The organism is Alcanivorax sp. (genome assembly GCF_002733835.1).
Classification (GTDB): Bacteria; Pseudomonadota; Gammaproteobacteria; order Pseudomonadales; family Alcanivoracaceae; genus Alcanivorax.
The window spans coordinates 25,071-49,256 of the sequence record NZ_NVWY01000033.1 but is presented as its reverse complement, the minus strand read 5'-3'; the positions used below and the strand labels follow the sequence as shown (position 1 = coordinate 49,256).

The window sequence follows — 24,186 nt, the reverse complement described above, 5'->3', positions numbered from 1 at the left end:
CCCATGGGGTTTCACGTCAGGCATCCAGCCTCGAGCGTTAGGCAAAGCGCAGAACATGGCTACCAGGTAATACCACAGGCAGGCGCCCTCTTGCCCACGGCGAGCCCGCTTTATGCCACGCGAACCGGTTATCTGCACCCGCTTGCATGGCATCGCATGACAGGCTAACGTGAATTAACGGGCCGTGCTGAACGATCCGCTGTGATCGTGCTCGCGTCCCCCCAAGGAAACGTACCGGGAGGTGCCCATGTCTCAGGCGAACCGGCAACACCCTGGCGGAAACAATGTTGTTTCCTTCTCTCCACGCCGCAAAGCGGCCAAGCCCCCCATTTTGCGTTTATCCCCGGAATACGATGGCATTGAGCTGTTGTATGCCAACGATCATCACCCCGACAAACTGTTCTCACTGAAAATACTGGCCTGGGCAAGACTGGCCAATGGTGACACCGTGGCCATGGTTCCCTGGCTCAAGGAACCGGTCACCGCCATGGCGCTGGCCGACCCGCTGAATGGCCGCTGGGAAGGTTACCGCCTGCCCGGCAGCGATTACCTGTTCGTGGAGGCACCGGAACACAAGGTACAGGAAATGGATGCGGCCCTGTCGTTCTTCGGCAAGCCACAACCCGGCGAACAGGCCATTCAGGAAATCCCGGATACCATCGGCACCCATGCGGTCTTTTCAGAAGACAACTTCCACACCATCAGCCTGATGGAAGTGGTGAGCTGGAAGCTGTTTGCCGATGGCACCCTGTCGGCCATGGTGGCACAGGAAAACGACCCGGTTGAGACACCGATTCTGCCCGGCGCAGAATGCTTGACCACCGCACAATCGCTACCGGCCTTCCGGTATTTCTTCCAGCACGGCATTGCCAACAAGTTAAAGGAGAGAGACCCGGAAGCACTGGCGGCGGTGGCCATGCTGGCAAAAAGCTGAATATTGGTGAATATTCAGGCAGTGCGAAACAACACTGGCACGGGCTAGGCACTGAACCCCGGAAACCGAGTTTCTCCGGGGTTCAGGCTGACGCCAATGTTGTGTCACTCAGCTTTTTTTCTTTTCGATCCAGTACAGGTAAAGGTCACCGTCCTGTTCTTGTGTCAGTAGGGTATGACCGAGAAACTGACAAAACTTGGGGATATCCCGCTCGGTAGAAGGGTCTGTGGCCCGCACTTTCAGCACCTCACCCGGCGCCATATCGCGCACTTTGTTATGCAGCATCATGACCGGCTCCGGGCATAGCAGGCCGGTGGCATCAAGGTGGTGTTGCGCATCCAGTGACATCAGGGCTCTCCTCGTGGCGCATGGGCAACCACCGGTGGTTGCCAGAAAAAGGCAGCTATTATAACGACTGCACTGAGAATCGCAGCCAGCAGGAAATGCGACGCATAGCCCAGCCAGGCCACACTGAAACCGCTGGCCAGCGTGAACGCTCCTACCGCGAACAATTGCACGGACGCTTGCACGGTATAGTCGCTGCCTTCATGGCCGGCGCGGCAGTAATCCATCATCACCACAAACAGCGCCACCGTTGACAAGCCGTCCGCCAACTGTTCAAACAACGCCACCGCCCAGATCCACGCCCCCTGCGGGGCATCTACCCCCCAACTTGCCACCCACCACCAGCCAATAAACGACAGCGCCTGCAAACCGGCAAACCCGAACAGGGCTACGCGACGACTTAACCGCATCATTGTCAGCCCCGCCAACCCGGCACCTGCCAGCCCGACCAATGAGGCCACCAGGTCCAGGGTGCCGATTTCTGCCAGGGTCCAGTGACTATCGACCAGGAAGGGTTTGATCATGCGGGTGCCAAAACCATCCCCCACTTTGTAGCCAAGCAGGATGAGCAGCCAAACAGCCAAACCCGGCCGCCGCCAGAACAGGGCCAACTGGCGCAGCCACCACCGCAGGGTCACCGGTTTGCGTGGGCGCACCGGTTCAAGAGGCTCATCAAATCGCCAGGCAGTAAGCGCCACCAACAGCAACATCGCAATAACGGTCAACAGCGTAGCTTGCCAGCCCAGCCAGCCGACCAGAATCAACAAGGCGCCACTGCCCAGAATCATCCCGATCTTGTAACCACTGACCTGAACGCTGTTACCCAGGCCACGCAACCTCGGCGTCAGTAGCCGGGCGGCCAGACCATCGGTGGCAATGTCCTGAGTGGCACTGAACAGGTTGAGCAGAAACAGCATGACGATAAGCACGGCAAAACCCGCACCAAACAGCCAGACTTGGGGCAACATGGCAGCCACAGCCAGTACTGCCACCACCCCGGCCAGGCAGGCCAGAATCCAGCGCTTTCGATGATCGGGGCCGCCGCTGCCCCAGCGATCAACCCAGGGCGCCCAGATAAACTTCAGCGCCCACGGCAAGGCAGGCAAAGCCAGCAAGCCAATCCATTCCGGCGACAATCCCGCATCACGGGCCAGCGCCGGCATGGATTTCCCCAGCAACCCAGCAGGTAGACCCTGAGCGAAGTACAATATAGCCAGGGTGGCGAATAGAGGCGTACTTCTACCGCGCCCAGAGACCACGCTTAGTAATCCCGGTGGAAGCTGGCCCACACGGTAATTTCTTCCCGGTCGTAATACAGGTGGGAGGCTTTGATCACCGGTTCACCTAAATGCTCCATGCGCTCCATGGCCGTGGTGAGTTTTTCCAGCAGCTGCCAGGTTTCCTGAAAGCGCCGCTTCATCGGCAGCTTCAAATTGAACAGCGCGGCATTGGCCCACCCCTGTTTGAGCCACTTTTCCATGTGCTGCAAGGTACGGGCGGGCTTGTCCACCACGTCGCATACCACCAGATCCACCTTGCTGCGCGGACGCCAGGTGAACGCATCACCGGACACATGCTGTACCGGGTATTCATCCAGCAGGCGCGGATCCATCTTGCCGTGGTCCACCGCCTGAACACGAATCCCCCGCCGTGCCAGCTGCCAGCTCCAACCGCCCGGAGCGGCGCCCAGATCCACCGCCGTCCTGGCATTCAGTGCATCGGCGCTGCCGAAGAAGCGGATCAGGGCTTCTTCCACCTTCAGCGCAGAGCGGCTTGGCGCCTCCGCAGGCAGCCGCAAGCGCAGCACGCCGCCTTCCACCAGTGGTATCGCGCCGGGGCTGGTGCTGACCCAGCCGTTGTGGGAGTCACTGAAGAAAAGGTGAACCCGTTGTTTTGCCTTTGCCCGCAGCAAACCGGCTTTTTTCAAGCGCGGCTCCAGCGCCTTGCGAAACCCCCGCAGGAAACGCTGCAACTCGCGGCCTTCATTGGTATCCGGGTGTTCCAGGTAGAGCTCGGAAAACGGTGCCGCCTGCTCCAGCAGGGGCCACAGAGCGGTAATTCGGTCGTCGCCGATATCGGTGAACTCACCCACACACACGCTTAGCGTGCGCGCAAAAATCAGCCCGCTGTCCTGCAGGCTGGCCAGCGAACCCTGCTGGCTATGCCACAGCACGTACCCGCTGTTGGCGGTCGCGCGGGGGTAACCCGCGACCATCTGGTCTGCCGCATGGAAATTCAGTTCGGCAGCCAGGTCCGTTTCAAAACCCGGCCGGCACAGGGCCAGCAGGGTTTCGGACTGGGAATTCAACAAGTCACTGTGCATGAAGGTCTCGCGCTGGTTACAATGTGGCCCATTGTCCTTATCACAACGGCTGGATCAATAATGAAAATAACACTGCCGCTGACCCTGAGCTTCACTGCCCTGGTTTCCCTTGCCCATGCCGACGAAGAGCTGGCCCCACCGGATGTGGATTTCTATGCCGAGGCCCAGATGATGCGAGCCGACATGGACCCATACGGGTTCGATACGGCGGACGGGCTGAATATTAAGATTGGACTGTGGCTAAACAGTGTAACGCTGGGAAAAAACAGCCGTTTCGGGCTGGAAGGCGGGTTTGTCAGCCAAAGCGAAGTCTCCAATAACAGCCAGTTCACCCGCGCGCCTAATCCTAATAACGAGACGTTACCCGGTGTCACCTCTGTACGGGTCACTGATGAAAATTCTCTGGATATAAGTGGCTTCACTGTCGGTGCTATTTGGCAGTCACCATATTGGTTATATATACGAGGCGGCGGCTATCTCTACAGCTTCAAATTGGAAAACCGCCAGGACAGGGTATTGCTGGACAACAATGGCGACACCGTCAGCACCGTGGATGGCGCCCCGGAGAGCGATAGTCAAAGCGGTATCGCCCCTTATCTGGGCGCCGGCCTGGCCGTGCCCCTGCTCGACAATCTGTCCCTGACTGTGGATTACCAACAGACCCAGGTGGAATCTGAAAGCTACGGCACCATGGGCATCGGCCTGCGTTATAGCAATTAGGCCGCAACACGCAGCATGCTTCACGATTACACGCGATGGAATTCTCTTGGCGTACGTGTAGCGTGCCGCGCCTGCCCGCGTTACTTCACAAACACCACGGTCTTGTTACCGTCCACGATCACCCGATCTTCCAGATGCCAGCGCACTGCACGCAACATCACCTGTCGCTCCACATCCTGCCCCAGTGAGCGAAGCTCAGCTGCAGAATGGCGGTGGCTTACTCGCTGCACGTTCTGCTCGATAATCGGCCCCTGATCCAGGTCCTCTGTCACATAGTGGCTGGTGGCACCGATCAGTTTTACGCCCTTGTCGTGGGCCTGCTGGTAGGGATTCGCGCCCACGAAAGCCGGCAGGAAGGAGTGGTGGATGTTGATCACCCGATGCGGGTAGTGAGAAACAAACTCCGGGCTGAGAATCTGCATGTAGCGCGCCAACACCACCACATCAACCTTGCCTTCAAGTTTGGACAGCGTCTGGGCTTCCGCCTCGGCCTTGTTGTCTGCGGACACCGGTATATGGTGGTACTCGATGCCAAAGCGCTCGACTTCGTCGCGCAGGTCATCGTGATTACTGATCACCATGGGAATGGTGGCAGGCAGATCGCCCCGGGAGGTGCGCCACAACAGGTCCATGAGCACATGGTCGTGCCGTGACACCAGCACCGCCATGCGCTTTTTCTCGCTGGCGTAGCTGATTTGCCACTGCATGCCATAGGGTTCGGCCACCCGTCTGGCAAAATTGTTTCGCAGCGCTTCCCGGGAACAATCCAGTTCTGGCGTCTGAAACTCCAGGCGCAGGAAGAAGGTGCCGCCATGGGCATCACTGGAATGCTGATCGAAATCGGTGATGTTGGCGCCGTGGTTGTACAGGAAGGTGCTCACCGCGCTGATGATTCCCGGCTTATCCGGGCAAGTAACCAGCAGACGTGCCGTGTCGGCATCATTGACTGTCATGGAAGCTCTCGAGGCTGATCGTCAGTGAGAGAGACAGGATGGCGCCCCGTTAAAGGTTGACGCCAAAATGCTCTCGACGGAAATTGGATGGTGTTTTTCCGGTCCACTTCTTGAAGGCCCGGTGGAACGAACTGGCTTCACTGAAGCCCATCAGTAGTGCGATTTCATCGATGCTCAGATCCGGCTTGGACAGGTAATACACCGACGCATCCTTGCGGATGGCATCCTTGATTTCCTGATAGCTGGTGTTGGCATCCTTGAGGCGGCGCCGCAGAGTCTGCGGAGTCATGTTCAGTTTGCTGCAGATTTCCGTGAAATCCGGGAAGCTGTTGCCATATTCATTGGAAATAATAGCGCGAATCTGTGCCGGCAGGCCCACATTGTGAATGTTGCCGTCGAACAACTGGGCCAGCGACTCCTTCAGGAACTTGGACAGAGACAGCTCGTTCTGCACCAAGGGCAAGTCCAGGAAGTCCGCCCGGAACGTCACCGCATTACCATCAGACAAATACTCGATAGGACAATCGAACAGGAAGCGATGCTCCTCGTCATTGCGCACATCAGAGTAATCCAGCTTCACCTGCTGGGGCTCAATGGCCTTGCCCACCAGCCAGCTCATGAAGCGCAGCCAGATAAACAGGGAGGCTTCGATAATCACTTCGCGGAAATCAAGACGCGGGTCAGCGACCACAATAAGCCTGGCCACATCGCCATCACGCTCAATGCGTGACTGAAGGCTTAGCTCGAACAAGTCGTAGAAGCGAATACCCCGCTCCACCGCCGCACCCAGGTTCGGGCAGTTGATCACCGCATGAGCCATCATGGAGAAGGTGCCGGGCTTTGATTTTCGGCCCTGACCAAACCCCAGAAACTCGTCCTGGGTCTGAGTCATGATCAGCAACATCATCCGGATAAAGGTATCCCTCTCAATGGTCCCATCCGGATCATCCAGTACTTGCCGGGGAATATTACACTTGTCCAGAATCTCGGGAATGCTGGCACCGGAACGGGCGGCGCCCTGCAATAGCTTCACTACCCGATTAATATTGATCGTTCTGCGATGGTACATCGACCTCCACCCTCACACCTTAGGCGGCCTCTGAATAACGCCTCGCTCTCCGGGGCTTTCAGGCTGGCACATACTCGTTGTTGCAATTTTCTGATGAGTGGACACACCGTCAAAATTGCGCCTGGATTGTGAGCCAGCCTGAAAGCCTGAGCCTGCAAGGCATTATTCAGCGGCTCTTGGCATTGCCATTAAGCGAATCCGTACCCGTCAGCATTGTCATCGGCACGTTTATTATTTACCGGCCTGCTGTTTTTAAAGAGTCCGGGAGCGTCAATCATAAAGAAACTGGCCGGAATTAACATACTGTCTACCGCTACAAAACCGTTGCATCGTGATTCTGGCAGGAAAAACCCGCCTTCACACAGACTTCACCCTTGTTATCCTGCGCTGTCTACGATAAAAATCACTAATGAATGTTCTCGTCGTTGAAGACAACAAGGCTGTCAGCCTGATCATCTGCCGCATCATCGAAGAGCTCGGCCACCAGTATGTACTGGCCGCAGACGGTGAGGCCGCACTGCGTCTTTACCATCAACGGGACATCGACCTACTGATCCTGGATGTGGAACTCCCCATTCTGGATGGGTTCACCGTGGCCCGCGAGGTATGCAACGGCAACCCCCACATCCCGATCCTGTTTATTTCCGGCAACAACAGTGAAGCCTGTTTCCAGCAATGCCTGGACGCCGGCGGCGACACCCTGATGCCCAAGCCCTTGCGCCCCAGTGAATTGCGCACCTGGCTCAACAGCAGGCTTGCTTCCCACCACGACAGCGTCCCCGCCTCCCCCGCCGCTGGCTGACCCGACTCTTTCCAGGCTCCTCATGGCATCGGGTTCCGAGCAAATGTCAGGATTTGCCTGATTATCCAGCCTCAGCAACCACTAGACCTGCGGCTGACGTCTTCATTTTGTGCCGCCCCCTCGCCTTTATGCTTTCGTCGTACCGCTAATTTTCAGATTACTCCTTGAGTACACCCCCAAAGAGATAGCGAAAGCCACCGGCAGCCGGCGCTGCATCACAAAAAAGCCCGGCTGGATAAGCCGGGCCTTTTTGAAGAAACGCAATCTCAAGGGTTACTTGTAGATTTCGCCTTTTTCCGCTTTTTCCATCAGTGAAGCCGGCGGGTTAAAGCGCTCACCGTACAACTTGGCCAGTTCCTGGGCGCGCGCAACAAAACCGCGCAAGCCGCCTTCATACTGGTTGATGTACTGCATCACACCACCGGTCCAGGCGGGGAAACCAATGCCGAAGATCGAGCCGATGTTGGCATCTGCCACGGAATCCATCACGCCTTCATCAAAGCACTTCACCGCTTCAAGGGACTCGATGAACATCATCCGTTCCTTGATGTCTTCAAACGGCATGTCCTTGCTGCCACCGAAAGCATCGGTAAGGCCGGGCCACAGGTGCTTCTTGCCGTTTTCCGGGTACTCGTAGAAACCTTTGCCCTGCAGCTTGCCCGGGCGATCCAGTTCTTCGACCATTTTCTTCATGACCACTTCCGCCGGGTGTTCCGGCGGCAGCTCAGTGCCTTCACGCTTGGCATCATCACGGGCCGCTTTACCGATCTTCAACGCGGTTTCCATGTTGATTTCATCGATCAGATTCAGAGTACCTACCGGGTAACCCGCCTGCATGGCCGCCTGCTCAATGGACTGGGCATTGACGCCTTCGCCCAGCATAGCGATCCCTTCGTTGGCGAAGGTGCCGATCACGCGGGTGGTAAAGAACCCACGGGCGTCGTTGACCACGATCGGGGTCTTCTTGATCTGCAGACAGTAATCATAGGTCTTGGCCAGCGCTTCGGGGCAGGTGTCCTTGCCACAGATAATTTCCACCAGCGGCATCTTGTCTACCGGGCTGAAGAAATGGATACCGATAAAGTTATCCTTTTTCTTCACGCCCTTGGCCAGACCGGTAATCGGCAAGGAGGAGGTGTTGGAGCCCAGCACCGCATCCGGATTAACCACGTCTTCGATTTCCTGGAACACCTTGTGCTTCAGCTCGGTGTTCTCGAACACAGCCTCAATCACAAAATCCACGCCTTCCAGATCTTTGGCATCTGCAGTGGCAGTAATGCGGCCGAGGATCTCTTCTTTCTTTTCCTCGGTCATCTTGCCTTTGGAGATTTCCTTGTCGAGTAGTTTGCGGGAGTAATCTTTACCCTTCTCCGCGTTCTCGGCAGAAATATCCTTGAGCACCACCTGCGAGCCAGAACGGGCCGTTACATAGGCCACGCCTGCGCCCATCATGCCTGCGCCCAGAACACCGACTTTTTTGGCACGGAATGTTTCCACGCCATCGGGACGGCTGGCGCCACCATTGATGGCCTGCAGGTTGAAGAAGAATGCAGTGATCATGTTCTTGGCAACCTGACTGGTCACCAGTGACACGAAATAACGACCTTCAATCAGCGAGGCGTTATCGAAGTCTACCGCAGCACCTTCGATCGCCGCAGACATGATCGCCAGTGGCGCCGGATAGTTGGCACCCTTGACCTGCTTCTTCAGGTTAGCCGGGAACGCCGGCAGGTTAACGGCAAATTTCGGGTTCTTCGGATCACCGCCCGGAATTTTGTAACCCTTCTGGTCCCAGGGCTGCATGGCCTTGGGTTTCGCCTTGATCCACTCACGGGCCTTGGCCATCATCTCATCGCGATCGGCTACCAGCTCATCAATCAGGCCGATTTTTTGTGCCTTGTCAGCCTTCATGCGCTGACCCTGCATCAGTACCTTCATCAGGCCGTCCTGAATACCCAGCATACGCACGATGCGAGTCACGCCCCCACCACCGGGCAGCAGACCCAGAGACACTTCCGGCAGACCAAACTGGGCGGATTTGTCATTGATGGCAACACGGTGATGACAGGCCAGAGCAATTTCCAGACCGCCGCCCAGTGCCGTACCATTCATGGCAGCAACCACCGGTTTACCCAGCGTTTCCATGATCCGTAGCTGACGCTTGATCTCGGTCACGCCGGCGAGAAATTGCGGACCATCTTCCTTGCGGGCCTTGAGCAGATCACGCAGATCGCCACCTGCGAAAAAAGTTTTCTTGGCAGAGGTGATGATCACCCCGGCAATCTCATCTTTCTCTTTTTCCAGACGCTCAACCACCGCCGCCATGGACTTGCCGTACAGCTCATTCATGGTATTGGCGGACTGGTTGGGATCGTCCATGGTCAAAACGACGATATTGTCCGCGTCTTTTTCCCAACGAATTGCAGTTTGTTCACTCATATCTTTACTCCGAAATCGTTCGACGCGGCTTACAGACGCTCAATGATGGTGGCGATACCCATGCCACCGCCCACACACAAGGTGCACAATGCGAACTTCTTGTCGCGGCGCTCGAGTTCATCCAGTGCGGTGCCCAGAATCATGGCACCTGTGGCACCCAGCGGGTGACCCATGGCGATGGAACCGCCATTCACGTTGGTGATGTCCGGGGTGATATCCATGTCCTTCATGAAACGCATGGCCACCGCCGCAAACGCTTCGTTGATTTCCCACAGATCAATATCGCTGGCTTTCAGGCCGGCTTTCGCCAGGGCCTTCTTCGCAGCCGGGCCCGGGCCTGTCAGCATGATGGTGGGGTCGGCACCACTGATCGCCGTGCAGACAATGCGGCCACGGGCTTTCATGCCGTAGTCCTTGCCCACTTGCTCGTTGCCGAGCACCACCAGAGAGGCGCCGTCTACGATCCCGGAGGAGTTACCGGCATGGTGGACGTGGTTAACCTTTTCCAGCCAGTGATACTTCTGCAGGGCAACCGCATCAAAACCGCCCATTTCGCCCATCATGGCAAAAGAGGGATTCAGGCCTGCCAGGGCGTCGGCGGTAGTGCCGGCGCGAACGTGCTCGTCACGATCCAGAACCGTCATGCCGTTGAGGTCTTTCACCGGCACTACGGATTTCTCGAAATAGCCTTTTTCCCAGGCATTGGCTGCACGGGATTGGGATTCAGCGGCAAACTCGTCCACGTCACGACGGCTCCAGCCTTCGATGGTGGCGATCAGGTCCGCACCAATCCCCTGGGGAACAAAACCGGTCTTGTAGTTGGTAATCGGGTCCATTGCCCAGGCACCCCCGTCAGACCCCATGGGGATACGACTCATGGATTCCACACCACCGGCAAGAATCAGGTCATCCCAACCGGATGCCACTTTCTGGGCCCCGGTATTCACTGCTTCCAGGCCAGATGCGCAGAAACGGTTCAACTGATAACCCGCTACCGTATCCGGCAGCCCTGCGGCCAGGGCCGCCGTCTTGGCGATACAGGCACCCTGGTCGCCGACCGGGGTCACCACACCCAACAGCACATCATCAATGCGGTTGGTATCCATATTCGGAAAACGGTCTTTTACTTCATCGATCAGGCCTACTACGAGATCCAGCGGCTTAACCGTATGCAAAGAGCCATCTTTCTTGCCCCGACCACGGGGAGTACGGATGGCATCATAGATATAGGCTTCGGTCATGGAACCTTCCTCTTGCCTCAGGCATGTATCAGCGTTTGCTGACGGGTTATGAAGGGCTTGGGAGCCCGGTATAGGGTGGCAAGAGTGCCCCAGCCACCCCAATGTCTCAATGACATGAGTTAACAGCGCCGGTGAGCGGAACGGGCAAGGCTGCAAGTCATTGAAAAATATCATGTCAGTGCGGCCAATGAATGACCGTGCACCCGTGCTAAGGTCGCGGCAATTCGTTTCAGGAGTATCCGCCATGTCACACAGCACAGAAGTCTTCCGTTCCCTGCTGTCTTCCACGCTTCAACAGGGCCGGGGCATTGCCAGCAAAGGGCACAGCAACCGCCCGGAGGAGCCGCTGGAGCTCTACGACATGGAAGGCTGCCCCTTCTGCCGGCTGGTTCGCGAAGCGCTAACCGATCTGGATCTGGACGTGATGATGTTCCCCTGCCCCAAAGGCGGTGACCGGTACCGCCCCCTGGTAGAACGGCTGGGAGGCAAACAGCAGTTTCCCTATCTGATGGACCCCAACACCGGCGAAGCCCTGTATGAATCCGCCGCTATCATCGAGTATATCTATCAGCAATACGGTGGCCGCCCTGCCCCTAAAAGCTGGCAACTTCGCTTGCGCACAGCCGCCGCAATGGCAGCGTCCGCCCCTCGTGGCAGCCGTGGTATCCGTTGCCTGGACAGTAGAGCGCCAGAAAAACCACTGGAACTGTATTCGTTCGAAGCCAGCCCCTTTGCCCGCCTGGTTCGTGAACGTCTCACCGAGCTGCAGCTGCCCTACCTGCTTCGCCAGTGTGGTCGCGATCAATGGCAGGACTGGGTGCTGCCGGCAGTGCGCAAGCGCCTCGACATGGACTATGCCCCCAGCCAACGCAACCGGGTCGATCTGCTGGCCCGGGCCGGCAGAATCGCTGTCCCCTACCTGGTAGACCCGAATACCGGCATGGAACTGTTCGAATCCGAAGCCATTCTCGACTATCTGGACCAGACCTACGGCGACTGATCCCCGCACTACCTGGCAATGATGACGGGGCACCGATAAATGGTGCCCCTTGCCCCTTCTACACCCCACTTTTTAGTGCTATATATCCAATGGCAGGTTGCATTCGTGGCACCCGCAAAACGGCAAGTATCCTTTAACGTTGGAAAGAGAGTGGCACCATGAGTCGTCGCCAACAATTTGATGACTACGACCCGAATGAGTGGGAAGAAGAACACAAGCGTGCAGAGCGTGAGCGCCGCAAGCGAGACGCTAAGCGTCACAGACATGATGATGAGAAAGGAGAAGAAAGCCGGGAGCGCTCACGTCCACAGGCTTACTGATTACATCGCCTTCTGATCACCTTGGGCATTACCGGTTTTTCGAGGGTTGCCGAAAAGAGTTAGGGCCCGGTTACTGCTACGCCTTCCCGCTTTGCAGTAACCGCTGACCGCTCCTCCCCCGCTATTCTCCGTAACGGCTCACCAGCTTCGACAGCAGGGTTGCGGTCTGCTCGTCCGTTGCCAGACGAAACCCACCTCGCCAATGGCCATTGTCCAGATAGCTATGCCATAGCGGCTCCGCATGCACGTGCAACTCTCGCTGGCCAGACAGATTGAAGGGCAACTTCAGCACCATCGTTTGCAAGGTTTGTGGTGGTACGCCTTTGCCCGCCAGGCAAACGCCCTGATCTGTAATATTCAGAATATGGCCGATTGGCCGCTGATCGACGCACGCTCGCACATTGACGCGAAGCCTGGGCCGACTGAATCGTCGACGTTCCATCACACCCTTCCTTATCAGGGAGCCTGTTACTCCAAGTCTCCGCCGGCTTTGTGTACCATGCAAGTTAGTAAAAATGAATTTTGTGGAGCCGTTCCATGACCTCCTCCGACGACGATCTGTTTCGCCAGGAAATGGCCGATGTTACGCCGATAAAGCCGGACAACCGGGTGCAGGAACGTACGCCCCGTCGTGAACCCTCTATCCGTGAACAATTGCGTCGCGCCGCCGCCGTGGACGATCGCAGAGACCGCAACCCGCTGACCGTTCCCGAACACGTGCAAGCAGTCGGACCACTGGATATCGTCGGACTGAAAAAAGATGGCGTCCAGGAAGGGGTATATCGAAAATTGCGGCTGGGTAAATACGAGGCCCAGGATGTGCTGGACCTGCACCGGGTTCGACTGATGGATGCCCGCAACCTCGTCCAGCAGTTTCTGGAAAATGCCCATAACAACGGCATGCGTACCGTGCTAATCAGCCACGGCAAAGGACTGCACAGCGAACGCCCAGGCTTTCTGAAGAGCTATGTGATGCACTGGCTGGAAGAAAGTCATCTGGTGCTGGCCTTTCACAGCACCCCCGCCAATCGCGGCGGCAGCGGTGCTACCCAGGTGCTGGTACGTAAAAACAGCCAGGCCCGGCAGAAGAATCGCGAGTTCTTTATCGAAGCGGGCAAACAGCAACGCTGAATCACACCTGTGCCGGCCGAACAGACAGAACCGGAGGGATAAGCGCATTCCCTTCAGTCAGCGATACCCTATCGCTTAATCCGATTCAGCCCGTTGATTGCCGCCACCCGGTAAGCTTCGGCCATGGTTGGGTAGTTGAAGGTGGTATCAATAAAGTACTCCAGCGTGTTGTTTTCACCGGGTTGACGCATGATGGCCTGACCCACGTGGACAATCTCCATGGCTTGATAGCCAAAACAGTGGATACCCAACACCGCCAACGTCTCACGATGAAACAGAATTTTCAGCATGCCTACCCGCTCGCCGGTAATTTGCGCCCGGGCCAGGTTTTTGAAGAAGGCCTGCCCCACGTCATACGGCACTTTGGCTTCGGTCAATTCCTGCTCGGTCCGCCCAACGCTACTGATCCCGGGAATGGTATAAATGCCCGTGGGCACGTCTGTTACCTGGCGCACTTCGTCACCAGCAATGGCGGCGGCACAGAAACGCCCCTGATCGTAGGAGGCGCTGGCCAGTGATGGCCAGCCCACCACATCACCCACGGCATAGAGCGTGTCCATCTCAGTCTGATAGCGCTCATTGACCTTGAGCTGCCCACGACTGTTGGCTGCAACCCCCACATTTTCCAGGCCAATATTCTGGGTGTTCCCGGAACGGCCGTTACACCACAACAAGGCATCCGCGCGCAGTTTCTTGCCGGATTCCAGCTCCAGCGTTACGCCCTCGTCATCCGCCGTCACCCGTTTGTAGTGTTCACCCTGGCGAATGGTGCAGCCTTGCTCACGCAGGTGATAGCTGAGCGCATCGGAAATTTCCGTATCCAGAAAATCCAGCAAGTGCTCACGGGAGTTCACCAGGTCCACCCGGATGCCAAGCCCGGTGAAGATGCAGGCATACTCCGAGCCGATGACCCCGGCACCATAGACTAGGATATGCCGCGGCGTATGGTCCATGGTCAGGATGGTATCCGAGTCGTAGATGCGCGGATGAGAGAAGTCCACGTCATCCGGGTGGTAGGGACGTGATCCCGTAGCGACCAGAATATTGCGGGTTTTCAGCAAGTGCTGGCGGCCTGCATGGTCATCGACCCGCACTTCTTGCGGTGACAGAATCTCACCACGCCCCCCGAACACGGTAACCCGGTTACGGACATAAAAGTCCGTTCGAACCTGCACCTGGGAGTCTATTACCTCGCGGGTGCGGGCAATCAGATCCTGCCAGCGGATTTCGCGGGGCTTGATGATGCCGCGTAGCAAGGGATTCCGCTGGGTACGAATCACCTGCCGCACCTGATGCCGCAACGCCTTGGAGGGAATCGTGCCCCAGTGGGTGCAGTTCCCGCCCAACGACGACTGATCCTCTACGATCGCCACCTTTAGATCTTTCTTGGCCGCCTGCATCGCCGCCGCTTCACCCGCAGGGCCACTACCAATCACCACAAGATCCCAACCGGCACTGATATCCATTCACCTCTCCTTTCTACTGTTATAGAGAGTATAGGGAGGTAGCGAGACAAGCACGAGTTGGACTAGAGTCGAAACACAGCAAGGAGGAAGATCATGGATGACCACAGCGGCAAAAAAACCTCACTGATTGCCCGCGGCAGCCGTAAATCCGGGCACTGGCTGATCACGCACCCCATGGGGGCACTACAGATTCTATTGGCGCTTTTGGCCATCATTATCGTTTTTCAGAACCTGGAACCCACCAGCATCGACATCCTGTTCTGGACCCTGGTGGACGTTCCCAAGCTTGTCTTGCTGATGGCCAGCATGCTGTTCGGGGCAGTGGTGTGGGAAAGCCTGCGGCGGGTGCTACGCCGCCACTCGGCGACGCAGCAAAAGGATTAGCCCGCCCAACATGGCCCAGCCAAGACTACCACCCGACCCGGCCGAGGTTTCGTCGTTGGGGTAAGTGATAGTGAAAGTGGCTTGTTTAGAGGTAACGTCACATTTATTGTCTTCGACTGTCACCGTAAATGTATCCTTGAAGGTATTGTAATTCCCTTCGGGGACATAGGTGATTTGCCCCGCCACATCCAGGAAAATCCCATAGCCTACCGCGTTATGATTCTCATCCTTCTTGCTAAAACTGGGCTCTTTGACCAAGTTGACCTGATATCGCCTCTTCGGAGGAGAAATACCGTCCGACCACATTTCTTCCCAATCGACAACCTGACCCGGATCATCTGGGTCAGACATGCTTAGCGTGAATTCTACGGATTGGCCAGGGTCATTCAGACGCGAGAGGCTTTCCAGTTCCGGCGGTTTGTCGTTAATCGTTAACTCAACCGCAGCCCAGTCCGACGTATCTACAGGGTTAGCCCAATCCGAGCAATCACTTGCATTCCCAGAACATAGCCCTTCGCTATCCTGAAATCGATACAGGAAAGCAGTTTTTACCGGAGCGTTAGCGGTTGCACTACATACCGAATCAGCGAACGCAGGGCTGGGTCGTGACGGCTCATCAACCAATGACGGAGGCGTATAAAGAATAACACAGTCATCTGCTACATCCCCGTCATCAAAAACATCTGGATTCGCATCAATAATGAACTGCGGAATCGGATCGCCACAATGCAGGTCATAACCGTCGCGATTTTCATTATAGTACTGCCAAACAAAATCGATGGTCTCGACAACATCGTCACCATTCCCATCTTGGTACGTCAGTTCAAACCGTGTGGGATCCTCAGCACTCTGCACAAAAAACTCACCGGTTCCCACATATACAACAGGATCCGCGTCCGGATCATCAATCTTGGCACGCTCAAATTCGAATATGCCGTTTTTAAATATGACGGGATCAACGCTGTCATCCAGCAAAATAATTTCTGCTCCATCGCTGGCCAGATCATTATCTAAAAGATCTACGCTAGCGCGAAGCCCTGAAGAAACCGCATTACTGCCTTCGTCATCTCCAGCCGTTATCTGCTGGTACTCATAAGCACCAAGGTCACAACGTCCTCCCGCTGTTCGAGAAATTCCCCGCAAGTCAACAGACCGGCAGTTTAGAGGCGAGCTGGTACCCGCCGCCAGTGAGGCCTCATCATTGCCCGCATCTACCAGATCACCATTCGGCTTTATCGTCAGGTAGGGCGGAGCATAGTTAGTATTCGTTCCTGTACCCGGCTCATCGGTCAACATATCAGCAAGCTCTGCTACATCTACGTTTTCCAAATTCGTAGCGTCAGGATCATCACTCTTTGCCGCGCAAGCTGTAGAAGAAAAAGCATTATAAAAACTCTCTTCCAACTCTGCCGGCTCTGCTCCCACGCTTGAGGTACAAGCACCGCTATTGAAGTAGATGCTGTTCGACATTTTAACTTCAGCATCCGAACCATTCCCTAAATCGATCCCCGCATCATTATCCCGGAAGGTCGCATTCATAAGGTTGGCATTCACCAAACTATTGGTCAGATCGAGAGCCGCTCCGCCCTCGTTATCGAAAAAGGTACTATTGGCAATTTCAATCCGGCCTTTAGCAATATTAGCTTTCAGAACGCTGCCTGCACCGCCTGCCACCGTATTCCCGGCAAAGGTGCTGTCGACCATGGCGATTTCGATACTTTCCTCGTTCTGAGAGGTAGTAAACAGAACCCCACCGTTCGTCGCATGATTATCATGCACATAGGTTCGATTGAACGTCAGCAACTTCTTGTTGCCCGCATTACCGCGAACATAGACCACGCCACCGGACTCGTCTGCCTGATTTCCAGCAATCACAACCCTGTCAAAAATTATTGACCCGCCAGTCAGAATTGCCGCACCGGACCCGCTATCACCAGCGCCTTCCGCTCTTCCACCTTCCAACGTCAAATACTGGAAGGAGACTGTCGGGTGCGCGGACTGTGGGTTAATAGGCCGCACTTCGAAAAGTCGATGATCTCCCTTACCTATAATCTGCGTTACGGTGTCCTCGTCATCATCCGGATCATCAAGCACCCCCTTGCCCACAAGTTCCACGCTACTGTCAACAATCAAGGTATCTGCTAACTTGATCTCAATGGCAGGAATAAGAATACGGTCTGTTGAATTAGTGCCATAGGCGCAATCCGGGTTTCCGTCTCCAGAGGCATTCGCTAACGCTTCGCGCAAGGTGCAAATGCCATCGCCCTTGATGGCAGGCGATTGATCCTGGGCTTCAGGGCTTGGATTATCTGTATCCCCCACCACATCCACCACGATATCTTTTGCCAGCACAGGACCAGACAGCATGGTTATCAGCAATATCAGCGCTCGATTGTGGCGGCGCAGCATTCCCACCAAAACCAGCAACAGCAGCAGACCAGCGCCTTGGGCTCCAATGCTCTTTTTCTCCGTCAAGCCACTTGCGGGCTCTGATACCAAATTCGCAATATCATTAAAACCTCGCCCCGTATCGGTGCCACCCACAAAGGCGCTTTCACTCACCTGGTAACGTAGTTGGTCCACGCCATGGAAATTATCGGACGGGGTGTAGCGAATTTTCGGATAAAACCGGTCCACTTCACTGTCATCCACATCACTGGACAACTCTTCGCCATCGGTATCCAGGCGAATAATTTCAATCACGGCACTACCACGACCCGGTGTCGTAATGACGTCCAGACACTCCGGATAAGTCGAAGGATTGTCATAATCAAAACCAGACACTAAACCACAATCCACCCAAGTATCATTTCTGTCATTCTCGAGCACATCAGCGAGAACGGACTGACCACTGATCAAGGCAATTTCATCAGACTGGGCCGTCGCGCGTAGAAATTCCACTGCCCCAACATCACAACGCCCACCGGCCCCTGCACGGGCCTTCCCTCGGTTATCGTTGGTTTCACACAAATCTGTTGTTGCTGTTTCGGGGTTGCCCCGGTCGAGCAAGCTAGGGGCAAAGTCGTCACCTCCAACTCCATCCACACCAACTACGGCCAAAGGCAATGGATTCGGCAAGTAACCAGGATAGGGACCATCCAGCTCTTCCGCTGTCATCGGGTCACAACCACCCTCCTCCGGGCCTCCTGCTCCCTCTGCATCAACCTCACAAGCGATGCCGCCTTTGCCTAGAAAAATATCTGACTGAGCCGTATTGGGGTTAACTGTCGCCCCCGTATCCATATTGTTAACACAGCCAGGATCATCGGTGATCACATACTCAATACGAGCAGCAGTGGGACGCGTGGTTTCTTCTTCCACAAGAGCGGTACCGTCACAGGCGCCCTCATTACCGACAACAACAGAATGCAGGATATGGGTGGTTGGTCCCTGTTCATCCAGGTCAACGTCAGGGTCAACAGGAATGCCTTCCAGGCTCAAGCCAATACCGTCATTGAAAGCGATAGTCATATTCAGCAATCCGGATGCGTAATTTTCCCTCTCAACCCGGATACCCCCACTGCGATTATTGGCCAAGGTACCGTTTGATAAACCAAACTGTACTTGCGGTTCGTCTTCCTCAACCCCTTCATCATCAAGTTCTGGTACAAAAGCAGCTATGTAAATAGTGGCGCTCTCTGCAGTCCAAGGATCAACCGCGTTTCCGGCCATGTAAAAACCGATGCCAGTAAAACCGCCACGAAAATCATCAGAGGTAGCGATGACAGCACCGTTTGCCCTGGCAACGTTATTCTCAAAGCGTCCTCCCTTCTCAAATGACAAGACGCCTTTCCCAGCCAGGTAAATCGCGCCCCCCTGTTTGGCGCAGCCATTCTGAAGCGTCATATTCTCAGCAATAATCACGGTACCCGAAGAACGTATCAGGCCGCCCTCGTCAACCGCTAGGGAATCCGTACAAACAAGTGGGTCGTCAGCATCGCTGGCAGGCCCCAAACGCATGTTTTTCACGGTAAGCGAGTTGCTTTCTTGAATGTTGAACAGGCTGGCAGGCCCAGCGCTCGGAGCAGGGGCCAGAGCCGGTAAATTATCCAGGTCAGGATCTTCAAAAGCCGCCAACGCCACAGTAAAGCTGACCTCGCTTTTCAGCTTTATATCTTCCGGGCAGGGATCATCCGAACACTCAACCGGCTGCTGAACTGGTTCGTCGTCAGGATCATCCGGTTCAATAGTTTCAAACCGGACCTTCAAACCACCACTAATTGGCAGCTCACCCTCACTAAGAAAGTAGGTTTCACCAGCAACCAATTTGATCGTGTTCGAACCTGTGCCTGCCTCACAGCCATCCACGGCAACTTGATAATTGCTTGCATAGACAGCCTCCCGCACAGAGCAAAGGTCATCTTTCTCAGCAAACCGCACCTCATAAGTCGATTCTTCACCGGCATCATCGACACGCACGACCTCTTCGAATGCCACGTCCGAGGTGGTCTCGATATTGTAAGTCGTTGCATGGGAGGTGGCCGCAAAAATCAAGGCGCAGCCAGCAAGGCACTGCCGTAGCCCAAGGTGGCGCATTCTGTTCTCCTGCAGGCTTTGTGCCTGGCGTTATTGTTCTAATGTGGTTCTCGCGCTTTGTGGTACACAAATATCTGCATCGTGTCGCCTGCCGAGCGTGCCACGAGGCGTGTAACCCAGTGTTATAAAGCGCAATATATCGCCAATTCAGGTAGCGAACTGTTGTTTATTCGTTAAGCGCCCATTTTTACCACCCCAGCGCATCCTTGACAAAGGGAATCGTGACAGAGCGCTGTTGCGCCAGGGCCAGACGGTCCAGATCGCTCAATAATTCCATCAAGGCGCCAGCGGACCGCTCACTGCGCAAGACGATGTAATGGGCCACTTCCGGTTCCAGTCGCAAGCCCCGCGCCCTGGCTCTTTCCTGTAATAGCGCCTGTAAATCCTCGTCTTCCAGCGACATCAGCCGGTAGACCGGGCCCGCCGCCAAACGGGTAGCGAGATCAGGCAGCATCAAGCCCATTGCCCCCGGCGACGCATTGGCGGTGACCAGTAATCGTCCACCCAACGACATCAGCCGGTTATAAAGGTGGAACAGGGCTTCTTCCCAGGCAGGCAGGCCGGCAAACAACTGACAATCATCAATGGCCAGCAACCCGAACTGTTCCATGGATTCCAGCACTTCCGGAACCAGTGGAATGATTTCGCTGGCAGGCAGCAGACAAGCATCCAGACCATTGTGCTGGGCCAGTCGCACCGCGCCTTCCAGCAAATGACTTTTGCCCTGCCCGTTACCTGCCCAGAAAAACGCCTGCCGGTCGACACCTTCCACCGCCTCACGAAGCCCGGCAATGGCAGCGCCATTGGGACCCGCGTGGAAATTATCCAGGGCATTGCCCTCGCGAAGCTGCAGGGCCAGGGGAAGTTGCGCACTCATCGGATCAACGCCAGCAGTAATGCCATTGGGGCCCGGCCACCGCCGGATCCGGGCAGGCGCGCAACTGGGGAGACAGCTCCAGCAGGTTGCGCAACTGCTCGTCGCTGGCACTGAAATCCAGCCCAAAGGTCAGCGTAGTACCGGAGGCCTGTACCAGTGAGGCTCGACGCATCCCGCTCAGGCCCGCCAGAAATTGTTGTAACGTAAACCAGTCCTGCAGCTGGTCGACCTGATCCACCACCAGCAGGGTGCGCAAATCGCTTACTGCGCCTTTCACCGCATAGCGGGCGGCCAGCTGGTCGGTGACACGGTCGATCAACGCAGTCACAGCCTCCCCGTCGTTCGCCGTTTTCTCCCGGCCGTCTTCCAGAGTGCTTTTGTCTTTCAGGACTCGCCAGCTCACCGTGGCCGGCTCACCCTGATACAGCACAGCAGCAGCAATCAGCTCATGGGGGTAGCGGCTGGAGGCGTCACGCAATTGCTGATCGAAACGGCCACGGATGTCTGCCACGTTCAAACGCCCCTGATCCTCGCTATCCCACTTCGGGATGACGAGGGTCAGGCCACGTCGCTGGGCTTGCGCAACCAACTGCGCATAAAGCGGGTGACCGTCCACCACCATCTCGCCGCGGCCTGCGCCCTGCTCCACCAGCCAAAGCAGCACCCTGGGCCGAGGCATCCCCCACACCGATGCGCCCTGCTCCGCCATGAAGGCCATCAGGCCATTCACGTCATAACGGGCCTGCAAGGCACTGCTGCCATCATCCAGCATGTTGTAATCGTAGCGGGTCACCCAGCGATCCAGCCGTGAAGCGGCTTCACTAGCCACCGCCTCATTGAGTACATCCCGCTGCCCGCTCAGACGCACCAGCATCTGCTCCAGGCCCTCAGCCAACGCGTCCTGCCGCTGCTCGTCGCCACGGCCATCCACCGGCACCTGCACTGTATCCAGCGATTCTGCCTGGGCCAGCAGGCTCCATCCCAACAACACGGCCAACAATCCAATAAAACGCATGGGCGCTCATTCCAACCGAAAATTCAAGCGCGCTATTATCACCTATTCACCTCAGCCACGCGAACCCGTTTCCGGCAAATTACAGGGCAAATCCCTGAGCGAAGCGACCTTATCTGTCGGACGAAACCCGCTTTCCCTGAGTTTAACGCCCCAAGGCGTCACGCAGAGGTTCCCCAGCAGGCAGGCCCGTTGCTAGAATACGCGCCTTCACCAACCCGGAGCCCCCCATGACCGAACAGAAACGGCCACTGACGTACCGTGACGCAGGTGTCGATATCGACGCCGGTAACGAGCTGGTTAAACGCATCGCCCCAGTTGCCAAGCGGACCCGTCGCCCGGAAGTGCTGGGCGGTCTCGGCGGTTTCGGTGCCCTCTGCGAGTTGCCCACCAAATACAAGAACCCGGTTCTAGTGGCAGGCACTGACGGTGTGGGTACCAAGCTGCGGCTGGCCATCGACCACAACCGCCATGAGAAAGTGGGCGTCGATCTGGTCGCCATGTGCGTTAACGACCTGATCGTGGGCGGGGCCGAACCGCTGTTCTTCCTGGATTACTACGCCACCGGCAAGCTGGACGTGGAGATTGCCACCAGCGTGGTCACCGGTATTGGCGAAGGCTGCGAACTGGCCGGTTGCGCCCTGATCGGCGGTGAAACCGCAGAAATGCCCGGCATGTATGAAGGCGAAGACTACGACCTGGCGGGTTTCTGCGTCGGCGTGGTGGAAAAAGACGGCGTACTGGATGGCAGCAAGGTCGAAGCCGGCGACAAGCTGATCGCTCTGGGCGCCTCCGGCCCCCACTCCAACGGCTACTCCCTGATTCGCCGTATCATGGCCCAGGCAGACACTGACATCGATCTGGACGGCAAGCCGTTGATCGAGCACCTGCTGGAACCCACCCGCATTTACGTGAAATCCCTGCTCAAGTTGATTGAACAGGTGCCTGTCCACGCCATGGCACACATCACTGGCGGTGGCCTGCCAGAAAACCTGCCGCGGGTTCTGCCGGACAACGTCCGTGCCGTGATCGACACCAAAAGCTGGGAATTCCCGGCCGTATTCCAGTGGTTGCAGCAGGAAGGCCAGGTACCCGCCTTTGAGATGTACCGCACCTTCAACTGCGGCGTGGGCATGGTCATCGCTGTCCCCGCCAGCCACGTGGACGACGCCCTCGCCCTGCTGGAAGCCGAAGGCGAAAACGCCTTCCTGATCGGCGAAATCCAGGCCGGCGACGGCGAGCCGGACGTAGTGTTGGACGGACTGCCAGAGTGACACACCAGCTGGCGGTATTGATCAGCGGCTCAGGCACCAACCTGCAAGCGATCATGGATGCCCAGAAAGCAGGCACTCTCGACGCCGAGATTGCCGTGGTGTTTTCCAACCGCGCCAACGCCGCCGGCCTCGAGCGGGCCGCACAGGCGGGCATCCCCACCGCCAGCCTGGACCACCGCGACTACCCGGACCGGGAGCAGTTCGACCAGGCCATGATCGAGGTGCTCACCCCCTACGCCCCGGATACCGTGGTGCTGGCCGGTTTCATGCGCATCCTTTCAGCTGTCTTTGTACGCCATTACGCCGGACAACTGATCAACATCCACCCCTCCCTGTTGCCCAAATATCGCGGGCTGAATACCCATGCCCGCGCCCTGGAAGCCGGCGACAGCGAACACGGCTGCTCCATTCACTTCGTCACTGAAGAGCTGGATGGCGGCCCACTGATTGCCCAGGCCCCCATTGCGGTGCATGCGAACGATACCGTTGATTCCCTGTCCAAGCGTGTACAACAACGCGAACACCTGCTCTATCCTCAAGTGCTGCAATGGCGGGCACAGGATAGACTGGCACTGACTGACAACGGAGTCATACTGGATGGGAAGCCACTCCCTGCGCAGGGTTACACACTGGCGTAACCCTCTACGCATTATTCTACGCAACCCCCTGATTCTCGCTGCTATCCTGCTGGCGAATCTGGCCTTTTCTTCCGCCGCCACCGGGGACGAAACGCCATCACCGTTCCGTCTGGACTACCGCCTGAAAAGCGAAGGTATTCCATTCAGCATCGTCGCCACCCGCTCTCTCAGCCAGGTTCAGGACGGGCTCTGGAAAATGGAAGTCCACGCCAAAAACTGGCTCGGTGAGATTCGCGAAACCGCCCTGTTCAACTGGCAAGGCTGTACCCCGCTGAGCAATTACTACGGTTACGAGCGCCGCGGACTGGGCAAGGTCAAAGAAGCCAAGCTGCATATTGATCGCCAGACCGGCGTGGCCGCCAGCGAGCGCACCGACAAACCCATGCGCAGCTACGAGGTAAGCGACAACGCCACCGACGAGCTCTCCGTCTCCCTGGCCCTGCAGTGCAAATTGCGCGACGGCGCCAAAAAAGTAGAACTGCAAGTGGCCGATGAGCGTGCGCAGAAAACCCACCACTACACCGTCACTGGCCCTGAAACACTGACCATCGACGGCGACAAGGTGAAAACACTGAAAGTGCAACGCCAGCGTGGCAAGAACAGCGAACGGCAAACCTACATGTGGTTCGCTCCGGGCTATGACTATACGCTGGTGCAACTGATGCAGAAGAACGACGATGGCGAACACCTGATGACCCTGCAATCACTGAAAGGACTCTGAG

At 56.7% G+C, this 24,186-nt stretch carries 22 protein-coding genes; 10 read left to right on the top strand and 12 right to left on the bottom strand.

Features of this window, described 5'->3' with window-relative positions; genetic code table 11:
• Positions 1 to 247: 247 nt before the first annotated feature.
• The gene (locus COA55_RS12720) at positions 248 to 934 is read left to right on the top strand and encodes a hypothetical protein (RefSeq protein ID WP_063519918.1); all 687 of its coding nucleotides are present in this window, start codon (positions 248 to 250) and stop codon (positions 932 to 934) included.
• A 108-nt stretch (positions 935 to 1,042) separates the two neighbouring features.
• Here the strand turns inward: COA55_RS12720 and tusA are convergent, their stop codons facing one another.
• From tusA to rlmM, 3 genes are read right to left on the bottom strand one after another with little or no spacing between them, the layout of a single operon-like run.
• Positions 1,043 to 1,282, bottom strand: a complete 240-nt coding sequence (gene tusA / locus COA55_RS12715) for a sulfurtransferase TusA (protein WP_063519919.1) — start codon at positions 1,280 to 1,282, stop codon at positions 1,043 to 1,045.
• Positions 1,282 to 2,538 carry an MFS transporter gene (locus COA55_RS12710; RefSeq protein ID WP_290502468.1) on the bottom strand — a complete coding sequence of 419 codons (1,257 nt, stop codon included), beginning with the start codon at positions 2,536 to 2,538 and terminating at the stop codon, positions 1,282 to 1,284. Before COA55_RS12710 ends, tusA begins: the two co-directional genes overlap by 1 nt.
• 2 nt (positions 2,539 to 2,540) lie before the next feature.
• Positions 2,541 to 3,602, bottom strand: a complete 1,062-nt coding sequence (rlmM, locus tag COA55_RS12705; RefSeq protein ID WP_290502467.1) for a 23S rRNA (cytidine(2498)-2'-O)-methyltransferase RlmM — start codon at positions 3,600 to 3,602, stop codon at positions 2,541 to 2,543.
• A 60-nt stretch (positions 3,603 to 3,662) separates the two neighbouring features.
• Here rlmM and COA55_RS12700 point away from each other — a divergent pair, with 60 nt between their 5' ends.
• Positions 3,663 to 4,322 carry an outer membrane beta-barrel protein gene (locus COA55_RS12700; protein ID WP_290502466.1) on the top strand — a complete coding sequence of 220 codons (660 nt, stop codon included), beginning with the start codon at positions 3,663 to 3,665 and terminating at the stop codon, positions 4,320 to 4,322.
• Between the two features lie 80 nt (positions 4,323 to 4,402).
• Here COA55_RS12700 and purU read toward each other — a convergent pair whose 3' ends face one another.
• Together purU and COA55_RS12690 are read right to left on the bottom strand one after the other, a co-directional pair.
• On the bottom strand, positions 4,403 to 5,275 hold the full coding sequence (gene purU / locus COA55_RS12695; protein WP_063519923.1) for a formyltetrahydrofolate deformylase: 873 nt from the start codon (positions 5,273 to 5,275) through the stop codon (positions 4,403 to 4,405).
• Between the two features lie 49 nt (positions 5,276 to 5,324).
• Positions 5,325 to 6,344 (bottom strand): AraC family transcriptional regulator, encoded by a 1,020-nt coding sequence (locus tag COA55_RS12690; RefSeq protein ID WP_063519924.1) that lies wholly within the window; start codon positions 6,342 to 6,344, stop codon positions 5,325 to 5,327.
• Between the two features lie 409 nt (positions 6,345 to 6,753).
• Between COA55_RS12690 and COA55_RS12685 the strand changes: the two genes are divergently transcribed.
• Positions 6,754 to 7,146 (top strand): response regulator, encoded by a 393-nt coding sequence (locus tag COA55_RS12685; RefSeq protein WP_290502465.1) that lies wholly within the window; start codon positions 6,754 to 6,756, stop codon positions 7,144 to 7,146.
• A gap of 273 nt (positions 7,147 to 7,419) precedes the next feature.
• Here COA55_RS12685 and COA55_RS12680 read toward each other — a convergent pair whose 3' ends face one another.
• Together COA55_RS12680 and COA55_RS12675 are read right to left on the bottom strand one after the other, a co-directional pair.
• The gene (locus COA55_RS12680) at positions 7,420 to 9,585 is read right to left on the bottom strand and encodes a 3-hydroxyacyl-CoA dehydrogenase NAD-binding domain-containing protein (RefSeq protein WP_290502464.1); all 2,166 of its coding nucleotides are present in this window, start codon (positions 9,583 to 9,585) and stop codon (positions 7,420 to 7,422) included.
• 29 nt (positions 9,586 to 9,614) lie between these two features.
• The gene (locus tag COA55_RS12675; protein ID WP_063519926.1) at positions 9,615 to 10,826 is read right to left on the bottom strand and encodes an acetyl-CoA C-acetyltransferase; all 1,212 of its coding nucleotides are present in this window, start codon (positions 10,824 to 10,826) and stop codon (positions 9,615 to 9,617) included.
• A 244-nt stretch (positions 10,827 to 11,070) separates the two neighbouring features.
• On the opposite strand from COA55_RS12675, the gene COA55_RS12670 reads away from it, so the two are divergent.
• Both COA55_RS12670 and COA55_RS12665 read left to right on the top strand, forming a co-directional pair.
• Positions 11,071 to 11,826, top strand: coding sequence for a glutathione S-transferase N-terminal domain-containing protein (locus COA55_RS12670; protein ID WP_290502463.1), 756 nt, complete (start codon positions 11,071 to 11,073; stop codon positions 11,824 to 11,826).
• A 158-nt stretch (positions 11,827 to 11,984) separates the two neighbouring features.
• The gene (locus COA55_RS12665) at positions 11,985 to 12,146 is read left to right on the top strand and encodes a hypothetical protein (RefSeq protein WP_290502462.1); all 162 of its coding nucleotides are present in this window, start codon (positions 11,985 to 11,987) and stop codon (positions 12,144 to 12,146) included.
• Positions 12,147 to 12,267: 121 nt separating this feature from the next.
• Here the strand turns inward: COA55_RS12665 and COA55_RS12660 are convergent, their stop codons facing one another.
• A complete protein-coding gene (locus COA55_RS12660) occupies positions 12,268 to 12,588 on the bottom strand; it encodes a hypothetical protein (protein ID WP_156496968.1) in 321 nt (106 codons plus the stop codon).
• Between the two features lie 95 nt (positions 12,589 to 12,683).
• On the opposite strand from COA55_RS12660, the gene smrA reads away from it, so the two are divergent.
• Complete coding sequence (gene smrA, locus COA55_RS12655; RefSeq protein ID WP_063519928.1) at positions 12,684 to 13,277, top strand: DNA endonuclease SmrA; 594 nt, start codon at positions 12,684 to 12,686, stop codon at positions 13,275 to 13,277.
• Positions 13,278 to 13,345: 68 nt separating this feature from the next.
• Here smrA and sthA read toward each other — a convergent pair whose 3' ends face one another.
• A complete protein-coding gene (sthA, locus tag COA55_RS12650) occupies positions 13,346 to 14,743 on the bottom strand; it encodes a Si-specific NAD(P)(+) transhydrogenase (RefSeq protein ID WP_063518886.1) in 1,398 nt (465 codons plus the stop codon).
• 93 nt (positions 14,744 to 14,836) lie between these two features.
• Here sthA and COA55_RS12645 point away from each other — a divergent pair, with 93 nt between their 5' ends.
• Complete coding sequence (locus tag COA55_RS12645; protein WP_290502461.1) at positions 14,837 to 15,127, top strand: hypothetical protein; 291 nt, start codon at positions 14,837 to 14,839, stop codon at positions 15,125 to 15,127.
• On the opposite strand, the gene COA55_RS12640 is transcribed toward COA55_RS12645, so the two are convergent.
• The 3 genes from COA55_RS12640 to COA55_RS12630 form a co-directional block, all read right to left on the bottom strand.
• Positions 15,092 to 19,663 carry a choice-of-anchor Q domain-containing protein gene (locus tag COA55_RS12640; RefSeq protein ID WP_290502460.1) on the bottom strand — a complete coding sequence of 1,524 codons (4,572 nt, stop codon included), beginning with the start codon at positions 19,661 to 19,663 and terminating at the stop codon, positions 15,092 to 15,094. The genes COA55_RS12645 and COA55_RS12640 overlap by 36 nt on opposite strands.
• A gap of 187 nt (positions 19,664 to 19,850) precedes the next feature.
• Positions 19,851 to 20,540, bottom strand: coding sequence for a DnaA regulatory inactivator Hda (hda, locus tag COA55_RS12635; RefSeq protein ID WP_063518889.1), 690 nt, complete (start codon positions 20,538 to 20,540; stop codon positions 19,851 to 19,853).
• 4 nt (positions 20,541 to 20,544) lie between these two features.
• Entirely contained in the window at positions 20,545 to 21,555 is a 1,011-nt protein-coding gene (locus tag COA55_RS12630; protein WP_290502459.1) for a DUF2066 domain-containing protein, read from the bottom strand.
• A 227-nt stretch (positions 21,556 to 21,782) separates the two neighbouring features.
• Between COA55_RS12630 and purM the strand changes: the two genes are divergently transcribed.
• The 3 genes from purM to COA55_RS12615 are packed head-to-tail and all read left to right on the top strand — an operon-like array spanning position 21,783 to position 24,185.
• Entirely contained in the window at positions 21,783 to 22,826 is a 1,044-nt protein-coding gene (gene purM, locus COA55_RS12625; protein ID WP_063518891.1) for a phosphoribosylformylglycinamidine cyclo-ligase, read from the top strand.
• Positions 22,823 to 23,464, top strand: coding sequence for a phosphoribosylglycinamide formyltransferase (gene purN, locus COA55_RS12620; RefSeq protein WP_290502458.1), 642 nt, complete (start codon positions 22,823 to 22,825; stop codon positions 23,462 to 23,464). Before purM ends, purN begins: the two co-directional genes overlap by 4 nt.
• A complete protein-coding gene (locus COA55_RS12615; RefSeq protein WP_290502457.1) occupies positions 23,424 to 24,185 on the top strand; it encodes a DUF3108 domain-containing protein in 762 nt (253 codons plus the stop codon). Before purN ends, COA55_RS12615 begins: the two co-directional genes overlap by 41 nt.
• Position 24,186: the final 1 nt, after the last annotated feature.